Here is a 23,828-nt window from a genome sequence, read left to right as displayed (position 1 = left end):
CAAATTTTATATAAGCAAAATAGTCAGTCAGAAAGGTTAGGGATTTAATTATGTCCAATTGGGATACAAAGTTTGTGAAAAAAGGTTTAACTTTTGATGATGTGTTATTGATACCGGCAGAAAGTCATGTTTTACCAAATGAAACTGATTTATCGGTTCAACTAGCAGATAACATTAAGCTAAATATCCCGATTATTAGTGCCGGGATGGACACAGTGACCGAATCAGCGATGGCCATTTCAATGTCACGACAAGGTGGCATGGGTGTTATTCATAAGAATATGTCCATCGAAGATCAAGCAACGCAGATCTTGGAAGTTAAGGCAGCTGGTAAAGCAGATCCTAAAAAGAATCCGCATGCTTCAAGTGATGAAGACGGCCGGCCTTTGGTTGCTGCTGCAGTTGGTGTTACTAGTGATACTTTTGATCGGGCAAAAGCTTTATTGGATGCAGGCGCTGATGCGATTGTGATTGATACGGCTCATGGCCATTCAGCTGGTGTTTTGCGAAAGATTTCAGAGATTCGGACTCATTTCCCAGAAGCAACCCTGATTGCAGGAAATGTTGCAACTGGCGAAGGCACGAAAGCGTTGTTTGATGCAGGAGTTGATGTCGTTAAAGTGGGCATTGGTCCTGGATCAATTTGTACGACGCGGGTTGTGGCCGGAGTTGGCGTTCCTCAAATTACAGCGATTTATGATGCCGCTACGGTTGCCCGTGTGTACGGTAAACATATTATCGCAGATGGTGGAATCAAGTATTCCGGTGACATTGTAAAGGCATTAGCTGCCGGTGGAAACGCCGTAATGCTAGGAAGTATGTTATCAGGAACAGATGAAACACCTGGTAAAGTTATTGAAGATAATGGTAAAAAGTATAAGAGTTATCGCGGCATGGGCAGTGTGAGTGCAATGTCGAATGGTTCTGCAGATCGCTATTTTCAAGGTGGCGTGAATGAAGCTAACAAGTTGGTTCCTGAAGGGATTGAAGCCCGTGTGGAATATAAAGGTTCGGTTGAGGACATTATTTTCCAGATGATTGGTGGATTACGTTCTGGAATGGGCTATGTGGGTGCACCAACGATTGAGGCCTTGACGGAAAATGCCCAATTTGTCCAGATTACGAATGCGGGCTTGATAGAGTCCCATCCGCATGATGTACAAACGACAAAAGAGGCACCGAATTACAAAAAGTAGTGAGTGAGACAAGTTGGAAAAAAGAGAATCGTAAGCGTGACGGATGCGGGATCGCAATCCCGCGGGAGTCATGCTTACGATTCTCTTTTTGACTTGTCGAGCTGTCCTAAAAAGTAGTGAGTGGATTGAAACGATTAGACTTAGGGATATAAGGGCGTCGGTAGCGGGATTGTATCCCGCGGTTAGACGTGCTTATATCCCTAAGTCTGTTTCAAGGAGCTGTCCTAAAGTAGTGAGTGGATTGAAGCGTTAAGTCTCGGAAATATAAAAATGCTGTTAGTAGGATCGTAATCTCACGGTTAGGTATCTTTATATTCCTGAGGCTGCTTCAAGAAGTCGTCCTAAGAAAACAAAAAGGCCGTTATCCCAATCGATAGCGGTTTTTATATAATAAAAAAGAAGTCCATCAGCTTAACCAGAGACTTCGACAAAATTATTTTCTGTAATCAAATTTAGTTAACCGATTATTCAGTGCCAGAGAAAACCAAATGACTAGTGTTAGTAAAAGCCAGCAACCAGCGATGGTGATTAAAACAACACCGAAGAAAGCAAATCGGTTTGGAGCTTCGAAAAAACTAGTTACTAAGCCGTTTAGAATCGGCCGATGGGTCAATAAATCGATTGGAATTCCTAATATACTTAGGATAAGCATGGCTCCGATGAACAACATGCTCGCAAACATAGATCTTTTTACCATAAATAACTCCTCCCAATGATTATTATAGCATAAGTGCTTTGACATTAGAGCTGGCCAAATATGATATACTTTTTCTTGAAGCCTTATAGCGTGCAGCAAAATATTTTTGAGTAACAGAACTAAATTGTTTAGTAAAAGGAGAATCCAGCATGCAAATAACCCTTTATATTGTTTTCATGACTTTGGTTACTCTTTATGTCCTTATCAGCCTGATTCGAGCAATTAGGCGAAGAGGTTTCTTTAGCCTAGTGGTCTTGATTTGGTTTCTTGTTTTGGTGGCATTAGGAATTTCAGTTATAGGTGTGTACACCATTATTCAAGGTGTTACGATGCCAACTTAGTTTTCAAATCTTGGATTACAAAGACAAAACTTATAGGCGTATTCTTAACATTACTTAAAACATTGACGGATATAATTCCTTGTTGATGTTTTTTTTGCTACACTAAAGAAAATTGAGTTTATAAGGAGATTTCAAATAATGAAAATTTTAGTCGTTGATGATGATAAAGAAATCGTTGAACTCCTCGATATTTATATTAAAAATGAAGGTTATGAACCAGTTTCTGCATTTAATGGAAAAGAGGCACTCACAAAGTTACATACGGATTCAGACATTGGGCTGATGATTCTGGATGTGATGATGCCCGAAATGAGTGGGATTGAGGTTGTGCGTGAAGTTCGACGTGACTCCCAGATTCCAATTTTAATTCTTTCTGCTAAAACAGAAGATATGGATAAAATCAAAGGCCTGCTAACGGGTGCAGATGATTATGTAACCAAACCATTTAATCCGTTGGAGGTTATGGCCCGCGTCAAGTCACTACTTCGTCGGAGTCAAAATAAGATGAAGCAAGACGAGCCTGAAGTTTTAGACATTGGCCCTTTAACCATTAATAGTGATTCCCATGAGGCAAAAACTGTAACGGGTAAGTCTGTTCAGCTAACCGCTTTGGAATTTGGAATTTTATATTTATTGGCGAGTCATCCTAATCGGGTATTTTCAGCTGATGATATTTTTGAGCGGGTTTGGCAACAAGAAAGTATTATTTCGGCCAAAACCGTGATGGTCCATGTGAGCCATTTACGTGATAAAATTGAAGAAGCTACAGGCGGTGAAAAGGTAATCGAAACCGTTTGGGGCGTGGGTTACAAGATTGAGTCCCACTAAACGAGAGGTACAGAAAGTAAATGTTGAAATTAACTGCACGGGAAAAAAGTGAATTACTTGGTGAAGGATTTGTAACAGTTATTTTGTTACTCCTTTTGAACTTGTCGCTTTTAATTTTGCTAAATGAATTTATCCGTTCAAATCCTGGATTGGAACGGGGAATTTTTCAAATCAAAGAATCAATCACGATTGGCCCTAATAACTATCGGGTGTGGAGCTATCAAAATTTTTTCATCATCTTTATGATGTTTGTGGATATTTGGGTGGTCTACTGGCGATTGATGCGTCGGTTTAAACAAATGCAGTTGCGGCATATCATTAGTGAATTGCATTATATTGCGAACGGTCATTTTGATCATCGCATTCCGTTTACCTTGAAGGGTGATCATCAGCGAGTCGTTGATAGTGTGAATGCGTTGGTAGATTCGGTTATTGAATCGATGGATGAGGAACGCAAAATTGAGCAGTCGAAAGATGAATTGATCACGAATGTAAGTCATGATTTGCGGACGCCGCTGACTTCGATTATTGGATATTTAGGATTGATTGAAAACAAACAGTATAAAACTAAAGATGATGTGCTCAAATATACACATACGGCATTTTTAAAAGCCGAACAAATGAAATCTATGGTAGACGATTTGTTTGAATATACAAAGGTCCGTCAATCTACAACTAAAATGACGTTTAATGAGATTTCCGTGGAATCAATGTTGGAACAGCTGTCAGCTAGTTTTGAGTTGGAAGCCAAGAAAAAACAAATTGAAATTTCAGTTAAATCAACACCTAAATCCTTAAAAATTGAAGCGGATGCTGAAAAACTGGGCCGATTATTCAATGATTTGATAACCAATGCGTTGAAGTACGCAAATGGTGGCCGCCACATTTATTTGGAAGCCGAAAAAAAAGGCGACCAGGTTATTTTCAAAGTATCTAATGACGGGGAACAAATTCCAGAAAAATCAATCAGTCATTTGTTTGAGCGCTTTTATCGGGTAGAATCTTCAAGGTCCAAAGCAACCGGTGGAACCGGATTGGGATTGGCAATTGCTCAAAGTATTGTGGAATTACATCATGGAAAAATTCATGCGGAATCGAGCAAAAAGTTAACAAGTTTTATTATTGAATTACCTTTAAAACAAACTAAATCAAATAAACAACAAAACGGAAAGTAGTTCGCGATTGGATTTCTGTTGTAGGCGTAACTAGTGTTTTAAGTTGACCTAAACAGGCCGAAACGACTGGTTTGCGTTTTTTTGTTTGCAGAAATTAAAAAAAGTTTTGCGCAACTCACGTAGTTTGTTATATTCTTGTTATGAAAGGCGGCGTTTTGATGTTTAATAAGTGGAAACAAAAGCTCGCAATTATTTTTAGTATGATTTTAATGTTAAGCGCAATGGCACTAGCACCAGTTCAGGCTCAAGCAGCAAACGTCAATATTTCAGCCAAAGCAGGCATCGCTGTAGATGCACAAACGGGACAGATTTTATATTCAAAAAATAGTTCAAAAGTGCTGCCGATTGCTTCGATGTCAAAAATGCTTTCAATTTATATTATTTTAAAAAGTATTCATGAAGGAAAACTTAAGTGGGATCAGCGAGTTCATATCAGTGATAATGTGGCCAAGATTAGTCGGAACAAGGAGTTAACGAATGTTGTTTTAAATGCAAAGCGGACCTACACAGTTCGTGATTTGTATAAAGCATCGTTAATTTATTCTGCTAATGCGGCGGTGATTGCCTTAGGGGTTACCCAAGCGGGATCCTCCGAAAAATTTGTTAATGAAATGCGCTCACAAGTGAAAGCATGGGGGATCACAGACGCCAAAATTTATAATGCGGCAGGGTTAACAGAAGGCGAGGTTGGGACGGAAGCCTATCCTAATACCGCTAAATCGGCAGAAAATGAGATGTCAGCGAAAGATGTCGCCGTGGTGGCATCTAAACTGGTGAACGACTATCCTGAAGTTTTAAAGACAACTAAGGAAACCAATGCTTGGTTTGCGAAGGGAACCGATGATGCGATTGATATGACGACGCATAATGAAATGCTGTCGGGCAAAGATTATTATATGAAAGATTATAATGTGGATGGTTTGAAAACTGGAACCTCGAACAAGGCTGGCAACTGTTTTACGGGAACGGTTAATAAAAATGGAAGCCGAATTATCACGGTTGTAATGCATGCCAATGGGCGTAACAAAGCTGATGATCGGTTTGCCAATACTCAGACGATTATGAAAGAAGTCTATACTAACTTTAAACCGATCCGTTATAAAAAGGGTGCTCAGCTAAAGAAGGCCACATCGTTCAAGGTGCCAGAAGGAAAGACGACAACGGTAAAAGCAGGAATTAGTCAGCCAACAACGATTTGGGTGGCTAACAAGCAGTCAAAACAATCAATTAGGTTTACAAGCAAACAATCGAAAAAAGGACTCACAGCACCAGTAACGAAGAACCAGAAAATAGGAATTGCCACCGCTAAAGTTGACGGGAAAAGGATCACTTATTTACAGTCTGAGGATGCTAAGTTACAGGTACTCGCAAAGAAATCTGTCGAGAAGGCAAACATATTTGTGCGGATGTGGCGCTCAGTTGTAAGTGTATTTTAATATAGAGGAAACCAATGAAAAAAATCGAGTTTAAAATTGCTACGCAAGAAGATCTGCCATTTATTGTAAATGTATATAATCAAACGATTGCTGGACATACGGTGACTGCCACGTTAACGCCTGTGACGGTTGCTGAACGGCAGCCATGGTTTGATGCCCATAAACCTGATGAGCATCCAATTTGGTTGGCCTTTGTGGATGGTAAGCGAGCAGGCTGGGTAAGCTTGTCACCTTATCATCCTCGCGAGGCTTATCGAATTACAGCTGAAATCAGTATTTATATTGACCAGAGATTTAGACATTTAGGATTGGGTACGAAAATGGTCCAGTACGCTGAGCAGGCGGCTCCAAAATTAGGCCTCAAAAATATTGTGTGTTTAATTTTTGGCGCCAATTTACCCAGTTTAGGACTGTTTGAAAAGTTAGGGTATAAAACTTGGGGAACATTACCTAACGTGGCCTTACTTGCGGGAAAACTGATGGACTTGAAGATTTTAGGGAAAGCCATTCACTAATTTTGGCTGGTTATTCATGATTTATGCGAAAAACAGAAAAATGTTACTATTCAATATTGGTTGAAAATGTTAGAATTACTTCGCAGTGCTTTCTTGTATTTTCAGTAATTATGATCCAGTTTTGAAGATGTAATGGAGGAACAAATTGTGAAACAGATTGAAAATGGACCACAATGGCGGGTGACGCTCAAAGAAGCCTGGCCGCTGTGCTTGAGTTACATACCAATTGGACTAGCTTGTGGCATTCTTTTACATACTTCTGGTTTTAATACGATCTTGACCGGGTTAGTATCCATTTTCGTATTTTCGGGTGGTGCGCAATTTATGATTGCTCAGATGTTAACCACAACCGCACCGATCCTGACCATTGTGTTAATGCTATTTTTCCTTGAGTTACGGTATGCTTTGTTGGGTTCCAGTTTGGCAGGCTATTTAAAGGGCCAAAATAATCGCTTTTTATTTTTCTTTGCAATTTCAATGAATGATGAAAACTACGCAATAAATTATTTGAAATTTGTAACGGATCGTAATTGGACACCAAAAGATGCGCTGCAAGTTGAGCACTGGTCATTGTTAGTGTGGACCATTGCAAATGTCGTTGGTAGTTTAATTGGAAGTGCGGTTTCAATTGACCTAACGGTAGTTAACTTTGCATTAACAGCATTGTTCTTGTATATGATTGTGATGCAACTTAAAACCCGGCTTATTTTATTGATTTCAGTAGTTGCTGGAGTATTGTCGGCTGTCTTTATGATGCTGACCAAGAGTACATTAGGTTTAGTTATCTCAACTTTGATTGCATCTTTCTTAGGTTTCATGATCGAAGGCTATGTAAAAAAACGCTGGCCAAACAGTCATTTGTTGTATAAGATCCATGATCCATCGGGGCAACCAGAGGTGGATAAGGAAGATATCGATATTTAGAGTGTTTCAAAGAGCGTTTAGCTTTTGAACATAGCCTAGTTTAACAAATGATCCACGGTTCTTAGTGGGTCGTTTGTTAAACGTAGCTAAGCGGAGAAAGCTGCGACTTGTACTTGCCGATTTTTGGCTTAGTGCAATCGACATCGACACGGAGGTTAGTGCTCTTTTAAACACGTTTCGGATAGATTTATGACTTCACAGTAAAGGAAAATTCTTAGCCAAGAGCGCTAAGAATCTTGCATGTTTCGGACGATGACCATTCTTGTGGCCCACAGTTCGGGCCGCAAGAACTGGCACTACTTCACAGTAAAGGAAAATTCTTAGCCAAGGGCGCTAAGAATCTTGCATGTTTCGGACGATGACCATTCTTGTGGCCACAGTTCGGGCCGCAAGAACTGGCACTACTTCAGGAGATTGTGATATGAATTATAGTACAACTGACCATTTGTTAATTGTTATTTTAGGTTTCTTTGTCGCACTTGGTCCGCGATACATACCGATTCTTTTCTTTTCAAATCGGAAAATCCCAGATTGGTTTAATAACTGGATGAAATATGTTCCGGTCTCTTTGTTTACTGCAATTGTGGTCAAAGATCTCTTTATTTCAAATTCCTATAAGTTTGTGATTTCTGGAAAACTTGATTTGATTTTAGCCTCATTAATTGTCATTGTTATTTCCTACTGGACACGGTCGATGGCACTCTCTGTGGTGTTTGGACTTGTGTCGGTCATTTTGCTATCGATGGTTATGTAAATGTAAATAAGAACTTTAAAATGTGCAGAACCAGATTGACATCCATTAAGGATGTCAATCTGGTTCTTTTTAAATTTGTGGGCCAGCGTTTAAGTTGACGGTTAGTTCTCTTCTCTGTGATAATTCTAAATATGATAATTTTTTATTTATGATTGTACGTAGCCATTCTTAAGGAGGACTCCGCAATGTATTCACAGCATCGTCATGACATACTTGAACAACTAGAAACTTCGCGCCACGATGGTTTAACAACTGAGGTGGCTAATGCTAGGCTCAAAAAATATGGGCTAAATGAAATGCAACATGAGCAACAAGAACCGGGCTGGAAAGTTTTTTTAAAGTCTTTGACAGAACCGATTATTATTATTTTATGGATTGCAATTGCTTTAACATTAATTAGTGCAAGTTATGATTTTCTTGTCAGAAATGATTTCGATCATGGCATGTCGGCGATCTACGAAGGGCTCGTTATTTTAATTGTAATTTTGGTTAATTCCAGCCTGACTTACTGGCAAAAATCGACGGCTAAAAAATCGCTAGATGCCTTGAGTTCGGACTCACGTCATCAATCAAATGTTTTACGTGATGAAACATGGCAAAAAATCGATGCTGATCAACTAGTTCCCGGTGATATTGTGGATGTTAAAATGGGCGATTTCATCGAAGCTGATTTACGCTGGCTTTCGGTAAATGAACTCCAAGTGAATGAATCTCATTTAACTGGTGAAGCCGAGGCTGTTGAGAAAACACGTGATTCCTTACCTGAGGACACCGAGCTGGGCGATCGAACCAACATGGGATTTTCTGGGTCAACAGTAGTTAATGGAAGTGGTATCGGAGTGGTGACTGCCACTGGGATGCAGACTGAATTAGGTAAAATTGCTGACTTATTACAGCAAACTAAACAAGAAAAAACACCAATTGAACGAACAGTGAGTCAATTAACAAAACGATTGATGGTGGCAGCCGCAGGGGTGGTCGTTGTGGCAATCACGTTTGATTTGGTTAAAGAGTATCTTAATACAAATACAATTTCGGTCACTGGATTAATGAATAGTATTTCTGGTGCCATTGCGTTGGCAGTCGCTGCGATTCCTGATTCAATGCCAGTAGTGCTTTCAATTGTTTTAACGATTGGGGCACGTTCGTTAGCCCGCAATAATGGACTAATTAAGTCACTGAGTAGTGTGGAGACCCTTGGAGCGACGACTTTTATTGCATCTGATAAAACGGGAACGTTGACTAAAAATGAGATGACAGTTACTCGTTTCTTTTCCAATGGGGTTAACTTTGCGGTCGATGGCAATGGGTATGATCCAGTTGGGGAAATTCATTCAGTTAAAGATGGTAAAAATGTACAAGAATCTGATTTTACGCCATTCTTACAAAGCGCTGTTTTGAATAATGAGGCTCAGATTCAGCGTAATGATGCAGACAATTACGAACCGTTGGGTAATCCGACTGATGTGGCTTTGATTGTGTTAGGTCGTAAAGCAAAAATATCACGAGATAAACTGTTGAGTGAGACTGGTGAAAAAGATTGTGATATTCTTCGCGTATTTCCGTTTGAGAGTACGCGTAAAATGATGAGTACCATTATCAAAATTGGTGATGAATATCAAATTCTTACTAAAGGCGCTCCGGATGTTATCATGCAACATACTAAGGACGCTATGTTTAATAATAAGTTGGTTTCAATTAGTGAAGCAAAAGAAACACTGGAAAAACAAGTTTCGGATTATGCCAATGATGCACTGCGAACTATTGCAGTTGCCAAAAGAGATTTAACTAAGGATGAGGCGCTTAACGGCACGCAAACAGATTTAGAGAAAAAGCTTACTGTATTGGGGATTGTGGGGATTATTGATCCACCAAGACCAGAAGTGAAAAAATCGATCGCTGTTTTGCATAAAGCATCAGTTGAAGTAGTTATGATTACGGGTGATCATGCGGCCACGGCCCGTGCCATTGCTTATCGACTTGGACTTGTAAAAGATAAAGAAGGCCGCGTGGTTGAAGGTTATGAAATCGAAAAAATGTCTGATGATGAGCTGTTTGAATTGGTACCCGATATTCGAGTTTACGCGCGGGTGTCACCAGAACATAAACAGCGCATTATTAAAGCACTGCAAAAGCATAACGAAATTGTTGCCATGACAGGGGATGGTGTGAATGATGCACCTGCTTTGCGCGCTGCTGACATTGGTATTGCCATGGGCATTAATGGGACTGAGGTAACAAAGGATTCAGCCGATCTTATTTTGATGGATGATAAATTTACAACGATTGAAAAGTCAGTTTCGGCTGGACGGACAATTTTTGCAAACATCAAAAATTTTATGCGTCAAGAACTGACCACCAACGTCGCAGAAGTGCTATCCATTTTGCTGGGAACCTTTTTAATTACACAACCGATTGGCCATGTTTCCGAACTAACGCCAACTTTAACTACAATCATGGTTCTGTGGGTTAATATGATCAGCGATTCCTTGCCTTCGTTTGCAATGGGGTATGATGAACCGGAACATGATATCATGGCGGAGAAACCTCGCGATGTGAACCAATCTTTACTAGCTAATCATCTTTTGTCACGCGTTTTAATTCGTGGTTTTGTGATGGGACTTGCCGTGTTTGTGGCTTTTTACTGGGCTGCTAGTGCTGGTTTGCAAACGAACGAGGCTCAAACAATTGCTTTCCTTACGTTAGTATTTGGGCAGTTATGGCATGCGTTTGATGCGCGAAGTGCGCACACGTTATTTAGACGGAATCCATTTAGTAACATGTATTTAATTGCCGCAGTTTTATTTGCGGGAATTTCATCGCTTTCAATTACGATGTTGCCATTCTTTAATATGTTGATGGGAACGAGTCCCCTTACTTGGGAATTGTATCTTGCCGTTATTTTCTTACCTGCCATTCCGACGTTTGTATTGTCAGGATTGAAGGAAATATTTGGGATTAAGATTTGGTGATATACGGGAAGCTAGTAAGTAAACAATTTAATTTAAATAAGAACAACTTGGGACAGGATTAGTAGTTAAACGACGGCTAATTCTGTTTTTTGTGGTGTAATTGGCGATTGTAGAAAGAAATGATATTTTTCGGATTTAAAAAAACAGAGTCTTGTCCCAGCTACCCGGTTTTGCCAGTACTATCTGCAGATTTTTATATATGAGATGATCAAAGACATAAAAACAATCATTTTAATGAATTTATCATTTTCTTAGTGCATCGGCAAAAAAATATTTTTGGCCTTCAAAAGTTTGAAAGCTTGACATAAGGCACTTTTTTGTTTTAATTGGTATAAATGATAAATTCACTTCTAAAAAATGAACATACTTTATATACGTATTGTGATAAATCATGTTATAATAAAGCGCTTACAAGATAACTTTTGCGGTTTTTATGGGAAACGGAGGGGCTGTTATGTTAAATGGAAATAAGAAGTATAAGAAAAAGATGAAATTATTGCGGGATTCTGCTCAACGGACGGAACATTATAAAATGTATAAAGTTGGAAGAAATTGGTTATTTGCCGGAATTACCATTCTGTTTTTTGGAGCAGGAATTTCCTTTGGACTGCCAACTGCGAATGCAGATACTGATTTGAATTCTTCAAGTGAAGTGATATCAGCTAGCAGTGCAGTGAATTCCTCATCTGGTTCAAGTACCGAAGTCACGGATGTAGTAGCTGCTAGTGCGAGCACAGCAACTGATAGTGGCAGTCAAAAAAGTAGTTCAGGCGGTGCAACAAGTACGGTTGCCAGCACATCAGCAATTACCAAAGAAAGTTCAACTGACTCTAGTCAACTGACCAGTGCAGTGGCAAGTTCTACAACTAATGAAACTATTTCTTCAGCTAGCAGTTTAAGTGGATCTTCAGTAACAGCTCAGGCCAGCTCTGGGAAAACTTTAAATTCGGTGGCTAGTGCTGGGCCTTCAGCAGTTAATTCTAAAAATGCTGTGTCTGGTGATTTAAACAGTGAAGTATATACGGAAGCATCTGTTGCAAACAATTCCACAAGTGTATCTGCTGTATCTACAAGTTCTAGCGTTGCCAAAATAAGCAAGGCAGCAGCACCTATCTCCAGTGCATTGACAACGTTACAAACCAAATTGCCGGCGGGTTCAGTTGTTACGACCCAAACTGATGGTACCGTGGTGATCGCGCTTGCCGTTGGTGCAGACGAAACGGCTGTTAAAGCACTGGTTGATAAAGCCAACTTAAATACGCAGGTGGTAATTGAGGCTAAAGATGCAAATGTCGTTGTTCCTAATTTAAATGATGTGGCAAATATTAATAAGGCTGGTGATAAATATACTGGGACTTCCAGTACAGTTGCTCAAGATTTTACGGCAGCTGGAACAGCTACTTTACCAAGCGGAAATGGTTATTCAAGCTTAACTACGAAAACACAGAATCAATCTGGCTATTTGGTATTAGATAATCAACTTAATTTTAGTTCTGATTTTAGTATGTCAGGGACTATCTATCTTGGGGACAATGTCAGCAAAGCAGCTGATGGCCTGACCTTTGTCTTTAGTCCAGGTAACCCTTCCTCACTTGGAACTGCCAGCACTGGTGGTAACTTAGGCTTAGGAGGTCTAGCTAATTCATTTGGATTGGCACTTGACGAACATTATAATAGTGGCGCGTATGGCGATTTCGATAACGCAGATGCTATATTAGGGAACCCCTTTTTGACAGCTGCTACTATTTCATGGCGAACAACGGATAGTACTGGAAAGTTGAACCCTAACACAAGACAAGGACAAGGAAATCTTCTTACTGGATATGGAAACGTTAGTGCAATTGATAAGACGTCTCAAGTAGTGGCTATGAATAATAACATGATAGATGGTAAAGCACATGCATTTTCCATCTCATACAATGCTACCACTGGAGTATTGACAATCACCATTCCAGATAACGATAATCAGAATCAAATTTATAAACCCACCGGCGCAACTAGTGCGACAGTGTGGACGCGTACATTGACGGCTGCTCAAAAAGTCGGGATGTCATTGTCGATCGCAGCGTCCACCGGGGATGACTTTAATGCTTTTGGCGTTCAGATTAATAATTATAGCTATACTAAGGCAACCTCAACAGTAACTTATAAAGAAATAGATAGCGCAGGTACAACACTACCTGGAACTATTACTCATACAATTATTGGTAATATCGGGGATACCATTCGAGTGTTCGCGGATCAAGCGAGTGCCAATGCAGCAATTACTGCTGGGACGGCAACTGCTGCGTTATCTGTAGTAGCGCCGAAGGTTCCTGGATATGTCTTACAAAATACAGTATCTTCAGATTTTGTAGTCGGCAGCTCCAATGTGAGCTTGATCTACAACAAGCAAACGGCGCCAGTTACGGTACACTATCAAGATTATGCTGGCAATATGATTTCAAAAGATGCAACTTTGACGGGCTCATATGGAGACACAAAGATTAACGGCACGACAACTACTAATCCGATGGTTCCGACAATTACTGGGTATACGTTTAGTGCAACCGATGCCAAAAATGCTGCTGCAACAGTGATTAATTTCACTGCATTAGATGCTAATGGAAATATGTATGTAACGGATGCAAATGGCAAGGCAATTACAGCAATAACACTCTACTACAAAGTCAATGCTACAGTAACCCTCAGCGGTACCGAAACTGAGCAGTATACTGGTATGCAGCAAACACCGAAAGCCAGCAACTATAAAATTACCTTACCAACCGGTGTCTCATATCCGTTAAAAGATAGTGATATCCAGTTGGTAAGTGGCGGTAAGGATGTCGGCACGTACGCTCTCGAACTAAGTACAGTTGGCGTCAGCAATATTACAGCAGCAATTGGCAATAGCTATGCAATTAGTTTTAATACAGCAACTGGTTCATTTGTTATTACAGCAGCGGATACCAAGGTAACATTGAGTGGTGCTGAAACTGAGCAATATACTGGTGCGCAGCAAACGCCGAAAGCCAGCAACTATAAAATTACCTTACCAACCGGTGTCTCATATTCGTTAAGAGATAGTGATATTCAGTTAGTTAGTGGTGGTATTAATACAGGCACCTATAGTGTTGTTTTGAGTGAAACTGGAAAAACGGCCGCGCAGGCAGCAATTACAGCAGCGACTGGGACAAATTATAATCCGGCGACTTTTGAAGTAGCAAGTGGCACAACTTTTGTAATTACAAAAGCGCCAATTACAGCAACGATTAGTTCAGCTACAAAAGTTTATGATGGTGCAGCAACAGGCACAACGGCAACGGTAGTCTATACAGTTATCTCTGGTAGTATGATTCCGCCAACGATTTCATGGGCTTCTAGCGATTTTGAGTATCTAGCGGCTGACGGGCAAACAGTTGTAACAATTCCTACAACTGTTGGGGCTTATACGGTTCAATTTAGTGCAGCTGGAAAAACCAAATTAGCAGCATCCCAAGTTGAAGGTGGTACCGCGCAAAACTATACCGTTACACCTGCTAACGGTACTTATATCATTACGGCAGCTACTGCTACAGTTAACTTAACGGGTAGTCAAACCGTACCTTTTACTGGCGTGATACAGAGCCCAACTGCTGGTTACTACAACGTTACTTTGTCAAACGGGACAACATATACGTTGAAGGCTGGAGATATTGCATTAACTAGTGGTAGTGACGGTAAAAATGTCGGGTCATATACGGTTCAGTTAACGAAGACTGGTTTAACAAATATTACGACGGCCCTTACATCCGCAACTGGTGGTAACTATACTGCAGTGACATTGGGCAAGACGACTGGTACGTTCATCATCACACCAGTGTCTACCACAGTGACTTTAAGTGGCACTGAAACTGAGCAATATACTGGTGTGCAGCAGTCACCATCCGCCGGTAACTATAAAATTACGTTGCTAAGTGGCGTTACGTATGCATTGAAAGATAGTGATATTCAGCTAGTCAGTGGTGGAACTAACAGCGGCACTTATGAAGTCACATTAAGTAACACCGGTAAGATGGCTATTCAAAATGCGATTACATCGGTAACTGGATCTAACTATACGGTTTCATTTGATTCGGCCACGGCACCATTTATTATTGTTTCTGCTAAAGTAGCTGCCGAATTAAGCAAAACTAATTTTGATTATGACGGGACTACAAAAGCAAGCGGTACAACTGATTTGTATGTAGTGATTGCTGTTAATGATGGTTCAGCAACAACGCTTAAAGTTCCGTTATCAAATGAAGACGTTGATTTTGTAACTAACGGAACTAATGTCAATTCGTATGAATTTAATTTAAATACTGCAGGTTTGAAGGCGGCTAATGAGGCCCTTAGCAAGGCGACTAACGGCAATTATCAATTGGCGGCAGCAAGTGATGTAATGACTGGTTCGGTAACAATTAATAAAGCAAAAGCGACTATTAGTATTATTAGCAATGACAAGATCACGTATGATGGTAATGCACATAGTTTGAATATTGAAGTAACTGGGGCAGTGAATGGCGAAAAAATCACTTACGCATCTGTCAACAATAGTCATACGACGGTCGGCCAGTACACGGTTACGGCAATTGCTGATGCTAATGTTGTTAATAGCAACTATGAGATTGCCGTAAAAAATGGCTCAATGACAATCGTCAAAGCGCCAGTAACTCCTGGTGAAATTACTATTGGGGATGCAAATGCTGAAGATCTCAAAAAGACTTATAATGGCCAAACATTTAGTGGCAGCCCTATAGTTCAAGGACCAGAGACTGATGTTACCCTAACAAACGATGATTATGAGTATTTGGACGCTAACGGGAAGATTGTTACAGATCCCGTTAACGCTGGAAGTTATACGATCAAACTGACCCAATATGGAATCAACGCGGTTACTGATGCGAATAGTGATTATGACTTGGGTAATCTAAGTAATTTGACGAATAATGCCACAATTCAAAAAGCACAAGCAAAGATTAATATCACAAGTAATGACAACATCACTTATGATGGTGCTGCGCATAGTTTAGATACTGAGGCAATTGGGGCTGTCAATGGCGAGACAATCACCTATACAGTTACTAATAATAGTCACACGGCAGTCGGTCAATATGATGTATCGGCAAATGCGGATGCAAATGCAATAAATAGTAACTATGAAATCACTCCTGGGTCTGGTTCGATGAAGATTGTCAAGGCACCAATAACACCTGGTGAAATCATCATCGGTGACGCAAACGGAAATGATCTTGAGAAAACTTACAATGGCAAAACGTTTGATGAAAGCCCTGTGGTTCAAGGACCAGAGAAAGATGTTACCTTATCAAGTGGCGATTACGAGTATTTGGACGCTAACGGTAATGTTATTACCGATCCGGTTAATGCTGGTGATTACACGATTAAATTAACTGAATCTGGGATCAAAGTGGTTACTGATGCAAATCGTAATTTTGATTTAGGTGAATTAAGCAGTTTAACAAATAACGCTACCATTAAAAAGGCGAATGCAAATATTAATATCGTAAGTAATGACAAGATTACGTATGATGGTGCGGCACACAGTTTGGATGTTGCCGTGACTGGTGCAGTAAACGGTGAAACAATCGCGTATACAGTTACCAACAATAGTCATACAGCTGTTGGTCAATATGATGTTGCAGCAACCGCTGACGATGATGCCATCAATGACAATTACAATATTATGGTCACTAATGGCTCAATGACGATTGTGAAAGCAACAATACCGGAAGGCCAGATTAGTATTGGTGATGCGAATGGTTATGACTTGAGTAAGACTTACGATGGGAAGACATTCACCGAGAATTCAGCAATAGTCGTGCAAGGACCAGAAAAAGATGTCACCTTAACAAATGGGGAGTACGCGTTTTACGATGAAGGTGGCAACGAAATTACGGATCCTGTAAATGCAGGTAATTATATGATCAAATTTACGGAAGCCGGAATCAAGGCCGTTACAGATGAAAATAGTGGATATGAATTAGGTGACTTAAGCATTTTGACGAATAATGCCACGATTAATAAAGCGAAGGCAAGTATCAACATCACAAGTAATGACAAGATTACGTATGATGGTGCTGCGCATAGTTTGGATGTTGCCGTGACTGGCGCGGTAAACGGTGAAACGATCACTTATCTAGTTACCAACAACATTCAGACAACGGTCGGCCAATATGATGTCGCGGCAACTGCTGATGATAACGCGGTTAACAGTAACTATGAAATTACCGCAGGAACTGGCTCAATGGTGATTGTTAAAGCACCAATAGCTCCTGGTGAAATTACTATCGGGGATGTAAATGGCGAAAACCTCAATAAGACGTACGACGGAAAAACATTTGATGGCAGTCCAGTAGTGCAAGGACCAGAAAAAGATGTCACTTTGGAAATCGGTGACTATGAGTATCTGGATGCTAACGGTGTTGTTGTTAAAGATCCTAAAAACGCAGGCAATTACACAATTAAGTTAACCAATGCCGGAATTAAAGCCGTTACTGCCGTAAATAGTAACTATGATTTAGGTGATTTAAGTAGTTTGACGAATGAGGCCACGATTAATAAAGCGAAAGCAAGCATCAACGTCGCAAGCAATGACGACATTACGTACGATGGTACGGCACACAGTTTGAAAATTGAGGTAGTTGGGGCAGCCAATGGTGAGACGATCATCTATACGGCTGAAAACAATAGTCAAACGACGGTCGGCCAATATGATGTTACGTCGACGGCTGATAAAAACGCGGTTAACAGCAACTACGAGATTACAGCAGGAACTGGATCAATGACAATTTTAAAGGCTCCGACGATGCCAGGTGAGATTATCATTGGGGATGCAAACGGTGCTGAATTAAGTAAAACGTATGACGGTAAGACGTTTAGTGGAAATCCAGAGTTAGTAGTACAAGGACCAGAAAATAATGTTTCCTTAACGCCTGGTGAATACGCCTATTACGATAAAGATGGTAACAAAGTTAATAATCCGGTCAACGCAGATCATTACACAATTAAATTAACTAAAGCCGGAATTGACGCGGTCACTGCCGCAAATAGTAATTATGATTTGGGCGATTTAAGTAGTTTGACGAATAATGCCACGATTAATAGAGCACCGGCGAATATTAATATCGTTAGTGATGACAACATTGTGTATGATGGCGATGCGCATAGTTTGGATATTGAAGTAACTGGTGCAGTCGATGGTGAGACGATCACCTATACACCAGCCAACAATAACCATACGACAGTTGGACAATATGATGTGACGGCCACTGCTGATGACGACAATCCAGTCAACAGCAACTACGAGATCACCTCTGAACCTGGCTCGATGACGATTGTTAAAGCACCAACGACGCCTGGTGAGATCACTGTTGGTGATGCAAATGGTGAGGATCTCAATAAAACTTATGATGGTAAGACGTTTAGTGGGAACCCTGTAGTGCAAGGGCCAGAGAAAGATGTTACCCTAACAACCGAAGAGTATGCATATTACGATAAAGATGGTAATAAAGTGCTTGATCCGGTAAATGCCGGCGATTACACAATTAAGTTAACCGATCTTGGGATCCAAGCGGTCATAGATGCCAACAGTGATTACGACTTAGGCAACTTAACTGTGTTAGCTAACAAGGCCACAATTCAAAAAGCGAAGGCTAGCATCAATATCACCAGTGATGATGCCATCACATATGATGGTACAACACACAGCTTGGATATTGAAGTGACTGGTGCAGTCAATGGTGAAACGATTACCTATACACCAGTCAACAATAACCATACAACTGTTGGTCAATATGATGTGTTGGCCAATGCAGATGATAATTTAATTAACAGTAACTACGAGATTACCAATGGTACCGGCTCAATGACGATTGTTAAAGCACCAACAACATCTGGTGAAATTACGATTGGTAATGCGAATGGTAATGATTTAAATAAGACGTATGATGGAAAGACGTTTAGTGATAGCACTGTAGTTCAAGGGCCAGAGAAAGATGTAACTTTAGCAAGTGGGGACTATGAGTATCTTGACGCTGACGATAACGTCGTTACAGATCTTAAAGACGTCGGCAATTACAAGATTAAATTGACTGAGTCTGGGATTGAAGCGGTCACTACTGCGAATAGTAATTATGAATTAGGCGATCTAACTGCCGTGGTCAACAAGGCCACAATTAATAAAGCAAAATCAAGTGTCAACATTACAAGTAATGATGACATTACCTATGATGGTGATGCACATAGTTTAGCTATTGAGGTGGCTGGTGCGGTAAATGATGAAACTATCACTTATAAATCAGTCAATAATAGTCAGACAATAGTTGGTCAATACGATGTGACGGCAACGGCAGATGAAAATGCAGTTAACAATAACTATGAGATTGCCAATGGTTCGGGTTCAATGACGATTGTTAAAGCACCAACGACGCCTGGTGAAATTACGATTGGTAATGCGAATGGTAATGATTTAAATAAGACGTATGATGGTAAGTCATTTGGTGAAAGGCCTGTGGTTCAAGGACCAGAAAAGGATGTAACTTTAGCAAGTGGCGACTACGAATATTTGGATGCCAAAGGTAATGTCATTACAAAGCCGGTTAATGCCGATGATTACACAATTAAACTGACTGAGTCTGGGATCAAAGCTGTGACGGCTGCAAATAGTGATTATGATTTAGGTAACTTAAGTAGTTTGACGAATGATGCCACGATCCGCAAAGCGCCAGCTAAAATTAATATTGTAAGTAATGACAATATTATGTACGACGGCGATGCACACAGCTTAGATATTGAGGTAACTGGCGTCGTCAATGGTGAGACGATCACCTACACGACAGAAAATAATAGCCAGACGACAGCTGGTCAATATGATGTGACGGCAACCGCAGACAATAATGCAGTTAATAGTAACTATGAGATTATTGACGGCAAGGGTTTAATGACAATTGTTAAAGCACCAACAACACCAGGAGAAATCACTATCGGTGATGCAGATGGCGAAGGCTTCAGTAAAACTTATGACGGTAAGACGTTTAGTGATAGCCCTGTAGTTCAAGGGCCAGAGAAAGATGTAACTTTAGCAAGTGGTGGCTATGAGTATCTTGACGCTGACGGTAACGTTGTTACAAGCCCTAAAAATGCAGGGAATTACACGATTAAGTTAACTGAATCCGGAATCAAAGCAGTTACTGATGCCAACAGCGATTATGACTTGGGCGATTTAAGTAAGATTGTCAACAAAGCTACAATTAGTAGAGCCAAGGCAACCTTAACAGTTACAAGTAATGATGACGTCACGTACGATGGTAAGGCACATAGCTTAGAGGTCGTTTCTAAAGGTGCAGTTAACGGTGAAACTATCACTTATACAACTGATCACAACAGCAATACTAATGTTGGTCAGTATGATGTGATCGTAATTGCCGATGATACTGCGGTTAACGAAAACTATGACATTACGGTCGTTAAAGGTTCAATGACGATTGTCAAGGCAACGACACCTGAGGGCGAGATCAGCATTGGTAATGCCCAAGGTGAAAATATCAACAAGACTTACGATGGCAAGACATTTGATGAAAATCCAGTGGTTCAAGGACCAGAGATTGATGTTACATTAGAAACTGGCGACTACGAATATCTTGGCGTCAATGGTAATGTGGTTAAGGATCCAGTTAACGCAGGTGATTATCAAGTTAGGTTAACAGAAAGTGGAATTGATAAGGTTAAAGTTGCAAATAGTAACTATGATTTAGGTGACTTAACTGCACTCGTTAACAAAGTCTCAATCAATAAAGCTAAAGCAAGTTTGACAGTCACGAGTAATGACGACATTACGTATGATGGTAAAGCACATAGCTTAAGTGTTATTGTCGACGGGGCTGTCAATGGAGAAGCCATCACCTATACAACTGGCAACAATAATCACACTAATGTTGGTCAGTATGATGTAACGGTTGCTGCCGATCAAAATGCGGTCAACAGCAATTATGACATTACAGTAGTAGATGGATCGATGACGATTGTCAAAGCAACGACTGGGCCTGGCGAAACCACAACGCAAGTTAAAGTCAATGATGTGTCATCAAATTATGGTGACCCCACACCAGATTTCAGCATCACCATTGGATCTACTCTCAAGGATCCGGGTAACTTAACCAATGCAGATTTCACCTTTGTGGATAAGGCGACTGGTGAAGTGGTTGAAGGTGTTCCAACAAACGTTGGTGACTACGAGGTTAGTTTGAACGCTAGTGGCAAAGCTAAAGTGGCCGTGGCTAATCCAAATTATGATTTGACTGACAAAGATTTTATCAGTGGAATGTACACGATTAATGACGTTATTACCCACAGTGAAATTATCGTGTCACAGACAGTGCATTACACCGGGGCAGGATTAAGAAACCCGGCGGATAAAGTTCAGTCGATTACCTATGATGTGGCAACCAGCAATGCGACTGGTCAGTCAGTTTATACACCCGAGGCTGGGTATAGTACAGTAGATACACCAGAAATCGCTGGATTTACAAATGGCGGTGATGTCGCTGGATATACGCCTGAAACTACGACAGTTAAGCCAACAGATTCAACCGTTACGGTTACCTATAAACCAACCAATGAGCTTGTATATAGTGAAATTACTGTTACTCGGACCATTCATTACGAGGGTGCTGGTAATCAGACGCCACGTGATGTTATCGAAAAGGTAATTTACAAGGTTGTGACTAATAAGACTACCGGAGAAGTTTCCTATACACCACAGGGAGTCTTTGATGCTGTGACAACACCAACATTAGCTGGTTATACAAACAGTGGTGATGTGGCAGAATCAATTCCAACGGCGACAATGGATAAACCAGAAGATAGTTTAGTTGTTGTTCAATATAAGAAGATTTCTGACGGTAATGGAACTAATCCAGGTAATCCTTCGAACCCTGGTGGTAACAATAATAAGCCAGGCAATGGTGGGGCAACACCTACCACACCTGGTACAGGTTCTGATTCTGGAACCGGTAATTCAAGTGCAACTACTGAAGGAGTTAAGAATTCCGCAGGCTCACAGGCTAAATTGGAAACTTTGGAGAATTCAAACCAGAAAGATAATAAAAATATTTCTGTTGTTAAAGCAGGAATATTGCCACAAACTGATGAACAACATGAAAATATTCTTTCAGTGATTGGCATGATGCTCTTAAGCGGTTTTCTTGCATTGTTTGGATTAAAACGTCGGAAACGTGATGATGAGAAATAACAAGTTCGAAAATTTGAATGAGATTTTATAACTGATTTTTAAAACTTGTTGTTAAATTAAGCAGACTTAGAAGTGAAACGACTTCTAAGTCTGCTTTTTTGGAATCAAGTTATATATAGTAGTAAATATTTAAAAAAATCCTGTTGATAAATTAACAATTGCTAATCTATTAACAGGAAAAGTATGGAACTTACTTTGTTTCACTCACTGTTTGAGGACAGTTCAACAAAGCAAGACCCAAGATATAAGAATTCTTCCCGCGGGATTGCGCTCCTACCTCCAAGACTCTTATATCTTGAGCCTTAATCGCTTTGTTTCACTCACTATCTGAAAGACAGCCTTAAAAATAGAAGCATACCTAACCGCGAGATGCGATCTCGCTACCGGCACGCTTCTATTTTTAAGACTAATCGTCTTCATTCACTCACTATTTGTACATGTATTCTCTAGTCATTGGCAACACATTGTTGCTTGCGCCAGTACCCTTTGTTAATAAGTACTGGATGACATCGATATTTCTAGATTCGAATGATGCTGAACACGCTTGTAGATAGAGATCCCACATGCGCACAAAGCGTTCGTCAAACATTTCTTTGACTTCTTCGCGATGTTCATTGAAGTTCTTATCCCAAATTTCTGTCGTTTTTTGATAATGACGGCGTAGAGGTTCCAAATCATCAATCTGTAATCCGTTTTCGATAATGTGATGAATGTTTTCTTCCAAGCCGGGCACATAGCCACCTGGGAAGATCCATTTGTTTAACCAACCGTTGTTAGCACCGCCCTGTTGACGAGTGATTCCGTGAATCAAAGCAACACCATCAGTTTTTAGGTAATCAGCAACACACTTGAAGTAGGTTTGGAGATTTTCCTTACCGACATGTTCAAACATCCCAACGCTGGTTATGTAGTCGAATTGTTCGTCTTTGATTTCGCGATAATCTTGTAAACGGACTTCAGCCACATTTTCTAAGCCTTCATCCTTAATTTTTTTATTCACTAAGTTGAATTGTTCCTGAGAAAGAGTCACACCAACAACGCGTAAATCATATTCTTTAGCAGCTGTTAGCATTAAAGTTCCCCAGCCACAGCCAATGTCTAAAAGGGTCCGGCGTGGTTGTGGGTGCAACTTGTTTAGAATATGGTGAACTTTGTTGATTTGAGCAGTTTCAAGATCATCGGTATCTTTCTCAAAATAAGCACAAGAATAAGTCATGGTTGGGTCTAACCATAAACTGTAAAAGTCATTTCCGATGTCATAATGATTCTGAACATCTTCTTTGCTTTCTTTTTCATCATGTTTTTGTTTGGGAAGAAAATGAATAAACTTCTTGTCATGGAAAAAGCTCCCAGCCGTTTCGTAGGCCGAAGTTAGTAAAGCCTGGATACTGCCATCAATTTCGATTCTGCCATCCATGTAGGCCTCACCAAGCGCAATGGAGGCATTATTGATAACCTGCTTGATTGGCACCTCTTCTTTAAGGGTGATTGAGACTTCTGGAGTACCATCTCCGTATACTTCAGAACTACCATCCCAATAAGTAACTTTAATTGGAATATTGAAAGAGTGCTTAAAAAACGTCTTGTAAAATTTCTTTTCTAACATCAATTCGGGTCCTTTCTTATTAAATGGCAATATTAAACAAGCCTATTATACGCTCCCTTATTTAGTTTTTCGAATCTTAAGTTTTTTTGTATGTGTCAAGTTTTCCTAGGTGCCT

Annotated in this window: 12 protein-coding genes; 10 read left to right on the top strand and 2 right to left on the bottom strand. The window is 40.2% G+C overall.

Annotated features, from left to right (window positions below):
• Positions 1 to 50 precede the first annotated feature (50 nt).
• Positions 51 to 1,196 (top strand): IMP dehydrogenase, encoded by a 1,146-nt coding sequence (gene guaB / locus IV84_RS00700; protein WP_046870925.1) that lies wholly within the window; start codon positions 51 to 53, stop codon positions 1,194 to 1,196.
• A gap of 433 nt (positions 1,197 to 1,629) precedes the next feature.
• On the opposite strand, the gene IV84_RS00695 is transcribed toward guaB, so the two are convergent.
• Positions 1,630 to 1,893, bottom strand: a complete 264-nt coding sequence (locus tag IV84_RS00695; protein ID WP_046870926.1) for a hypothetical protein — start codon at positions 1,891 to 1,893, stop codon at positions 1,630 to 1,632.
• Between the two features lie 149 nt (positions 1,894 to 2,042).
• On the opposite strand from IV84_RS00695, the gene IV84_RS00690 reads away from it, so the two are divergent.
• From IV84_RS00690 to IV84_RS00650, 9 genes are all read left to right on the top strand, one after another.
• Entirely contained in the window at positions 2,043 to 2,234 is a 192-nt protein-coding gene (locus IV84_RS00690; protein WP_046870927.1) for a hypothetical protein, read from the top strand.
• 138 nt (positions 2,235 to 2,372) lie between these two features.
• Positions 2,373 to 3,062, top strand: a complete 690-nt coding sequence (croR, locus tag IV84_RS00685) for a response regulator transcription factor CroR (RefSeq protein ID WP_056985971.1) — start codon at positions 2,373 to 2,375, stop codon at positions 3,060 to 3,062.
• Positions 3,063 to 3,085: 23 nt separating this feature from the next.
• Entirely contained in the window at positions 3,086 to 4,237 is a 1,152-nt protein-coding gene (locus IV84_RS00680; RefSeq protein ID WP_056985975.1) for a sensor histidine kinase, read from the top strand.
• Between the two features lie 158 nt (positions 4,238 to 4,395).
• On the top strand, positions 4,396 to 5,673 hold the full coding sequence (locus IV84_RS00675; protein ID WP_056985970.1) for a D-alanyl-D-alanine carboxypeptidase family protein: 1,278 nt from the start codon (positions 4,396 to 4,398) through the stop codon (positions 5,671 to 5,673).
• A 14-nt stretch (positions 5,674 to 5,687) separates the two neighbouring features.
• Positions 5,688 to 6,188: a GNAT family N-acetyltransferase gene (locus IV84_RS00670; RefSeq protein ID WP_046870930.1), complete on the top strand. Its 501-nt coding sequence runs from the start codon at positions 5,688 to 5,690 to the stop codon at positions 6,186 to 6,188.
• A gap of 132 nt (positions 6,189 to 6,320) precedes the next feature.
• Positions 6,321 to 7,112, top strand: coding sequence for an AzlC family ABC transporter permease (locus IV84_RS00665; RefSeq protein WP_046870931.1), 792 nt, complete (start codon positions 6,321 to 6,323; stop codon positions 7,110 to 7,112).
• 421 nt (positions 7,113 to 7,533) lie between these two features.
• Positions 7,534 to 7,866: an AzlD domain-containing protein gene (locus IV84_RS00660; protein ID WP_046870941.1), complete on the top strand. Its 333-nt coding sequence runs from the start codon at positions 7,534 to 7,536 to the stop codon at positions 7,864 to 7,866.
• Positions 7,867 to 8,051: 185 nt separating this feature from the next.
• Positions 8,052 to 10,838, top strand: a complete 2,787-nt coding sequence (locus tag IV84_RS00655) for a cation-translocating P-type ATPase (protein ID WP_046870932.1) — start codon at positions 8,052 to 8,054, stop codon at positions 10,836 to 10,838.
• A gap of 454 nt (positions 10,839 to 11,292) precedes the next feature.
• Entirely contained in the window at positions 11,293 to 22,107 is a 10,815-nt protein-coding gene (locus IV84_RS00650) for an MBG domain-containing protein (protein WP_056985969.1), read from the top strand.
• Between the two features lie 427 nt (positions 22,108 to 22,534).
• Here IV84_RS00650 and IV84_RS00645 read toward each other — a convergent pair whose 3' ends face one another.
• Positions 22,535 to 23,713 (bottom strand): SAM-dependent methyltransferase, encoded by a 1,179-nt coding sequence (locus IV84_RS00645; protein WP_056985968.1) that lies wholly within the window; start codon positions 23,711 to 23,713, stop codon positions 22,535 to 22,537.
• Positions 23,714 to 23,828: the final 115 nt, after the last annotated feature.

It is taken from the genome of Pediococcus damnosus, from assembly GCF_001437255.1.
GTDB classification, from domain to species: domain Bacteria; phylum Bacillota; class Bacilli; order Lactobacillales; family Lactobacillaceae; genus Pediococcus; species Pediococcus damnosus.
Note: the sequence above shows the minus strand (reverse complement) of the source record. Positions and strands in the feature narration are given on the sequence as shown.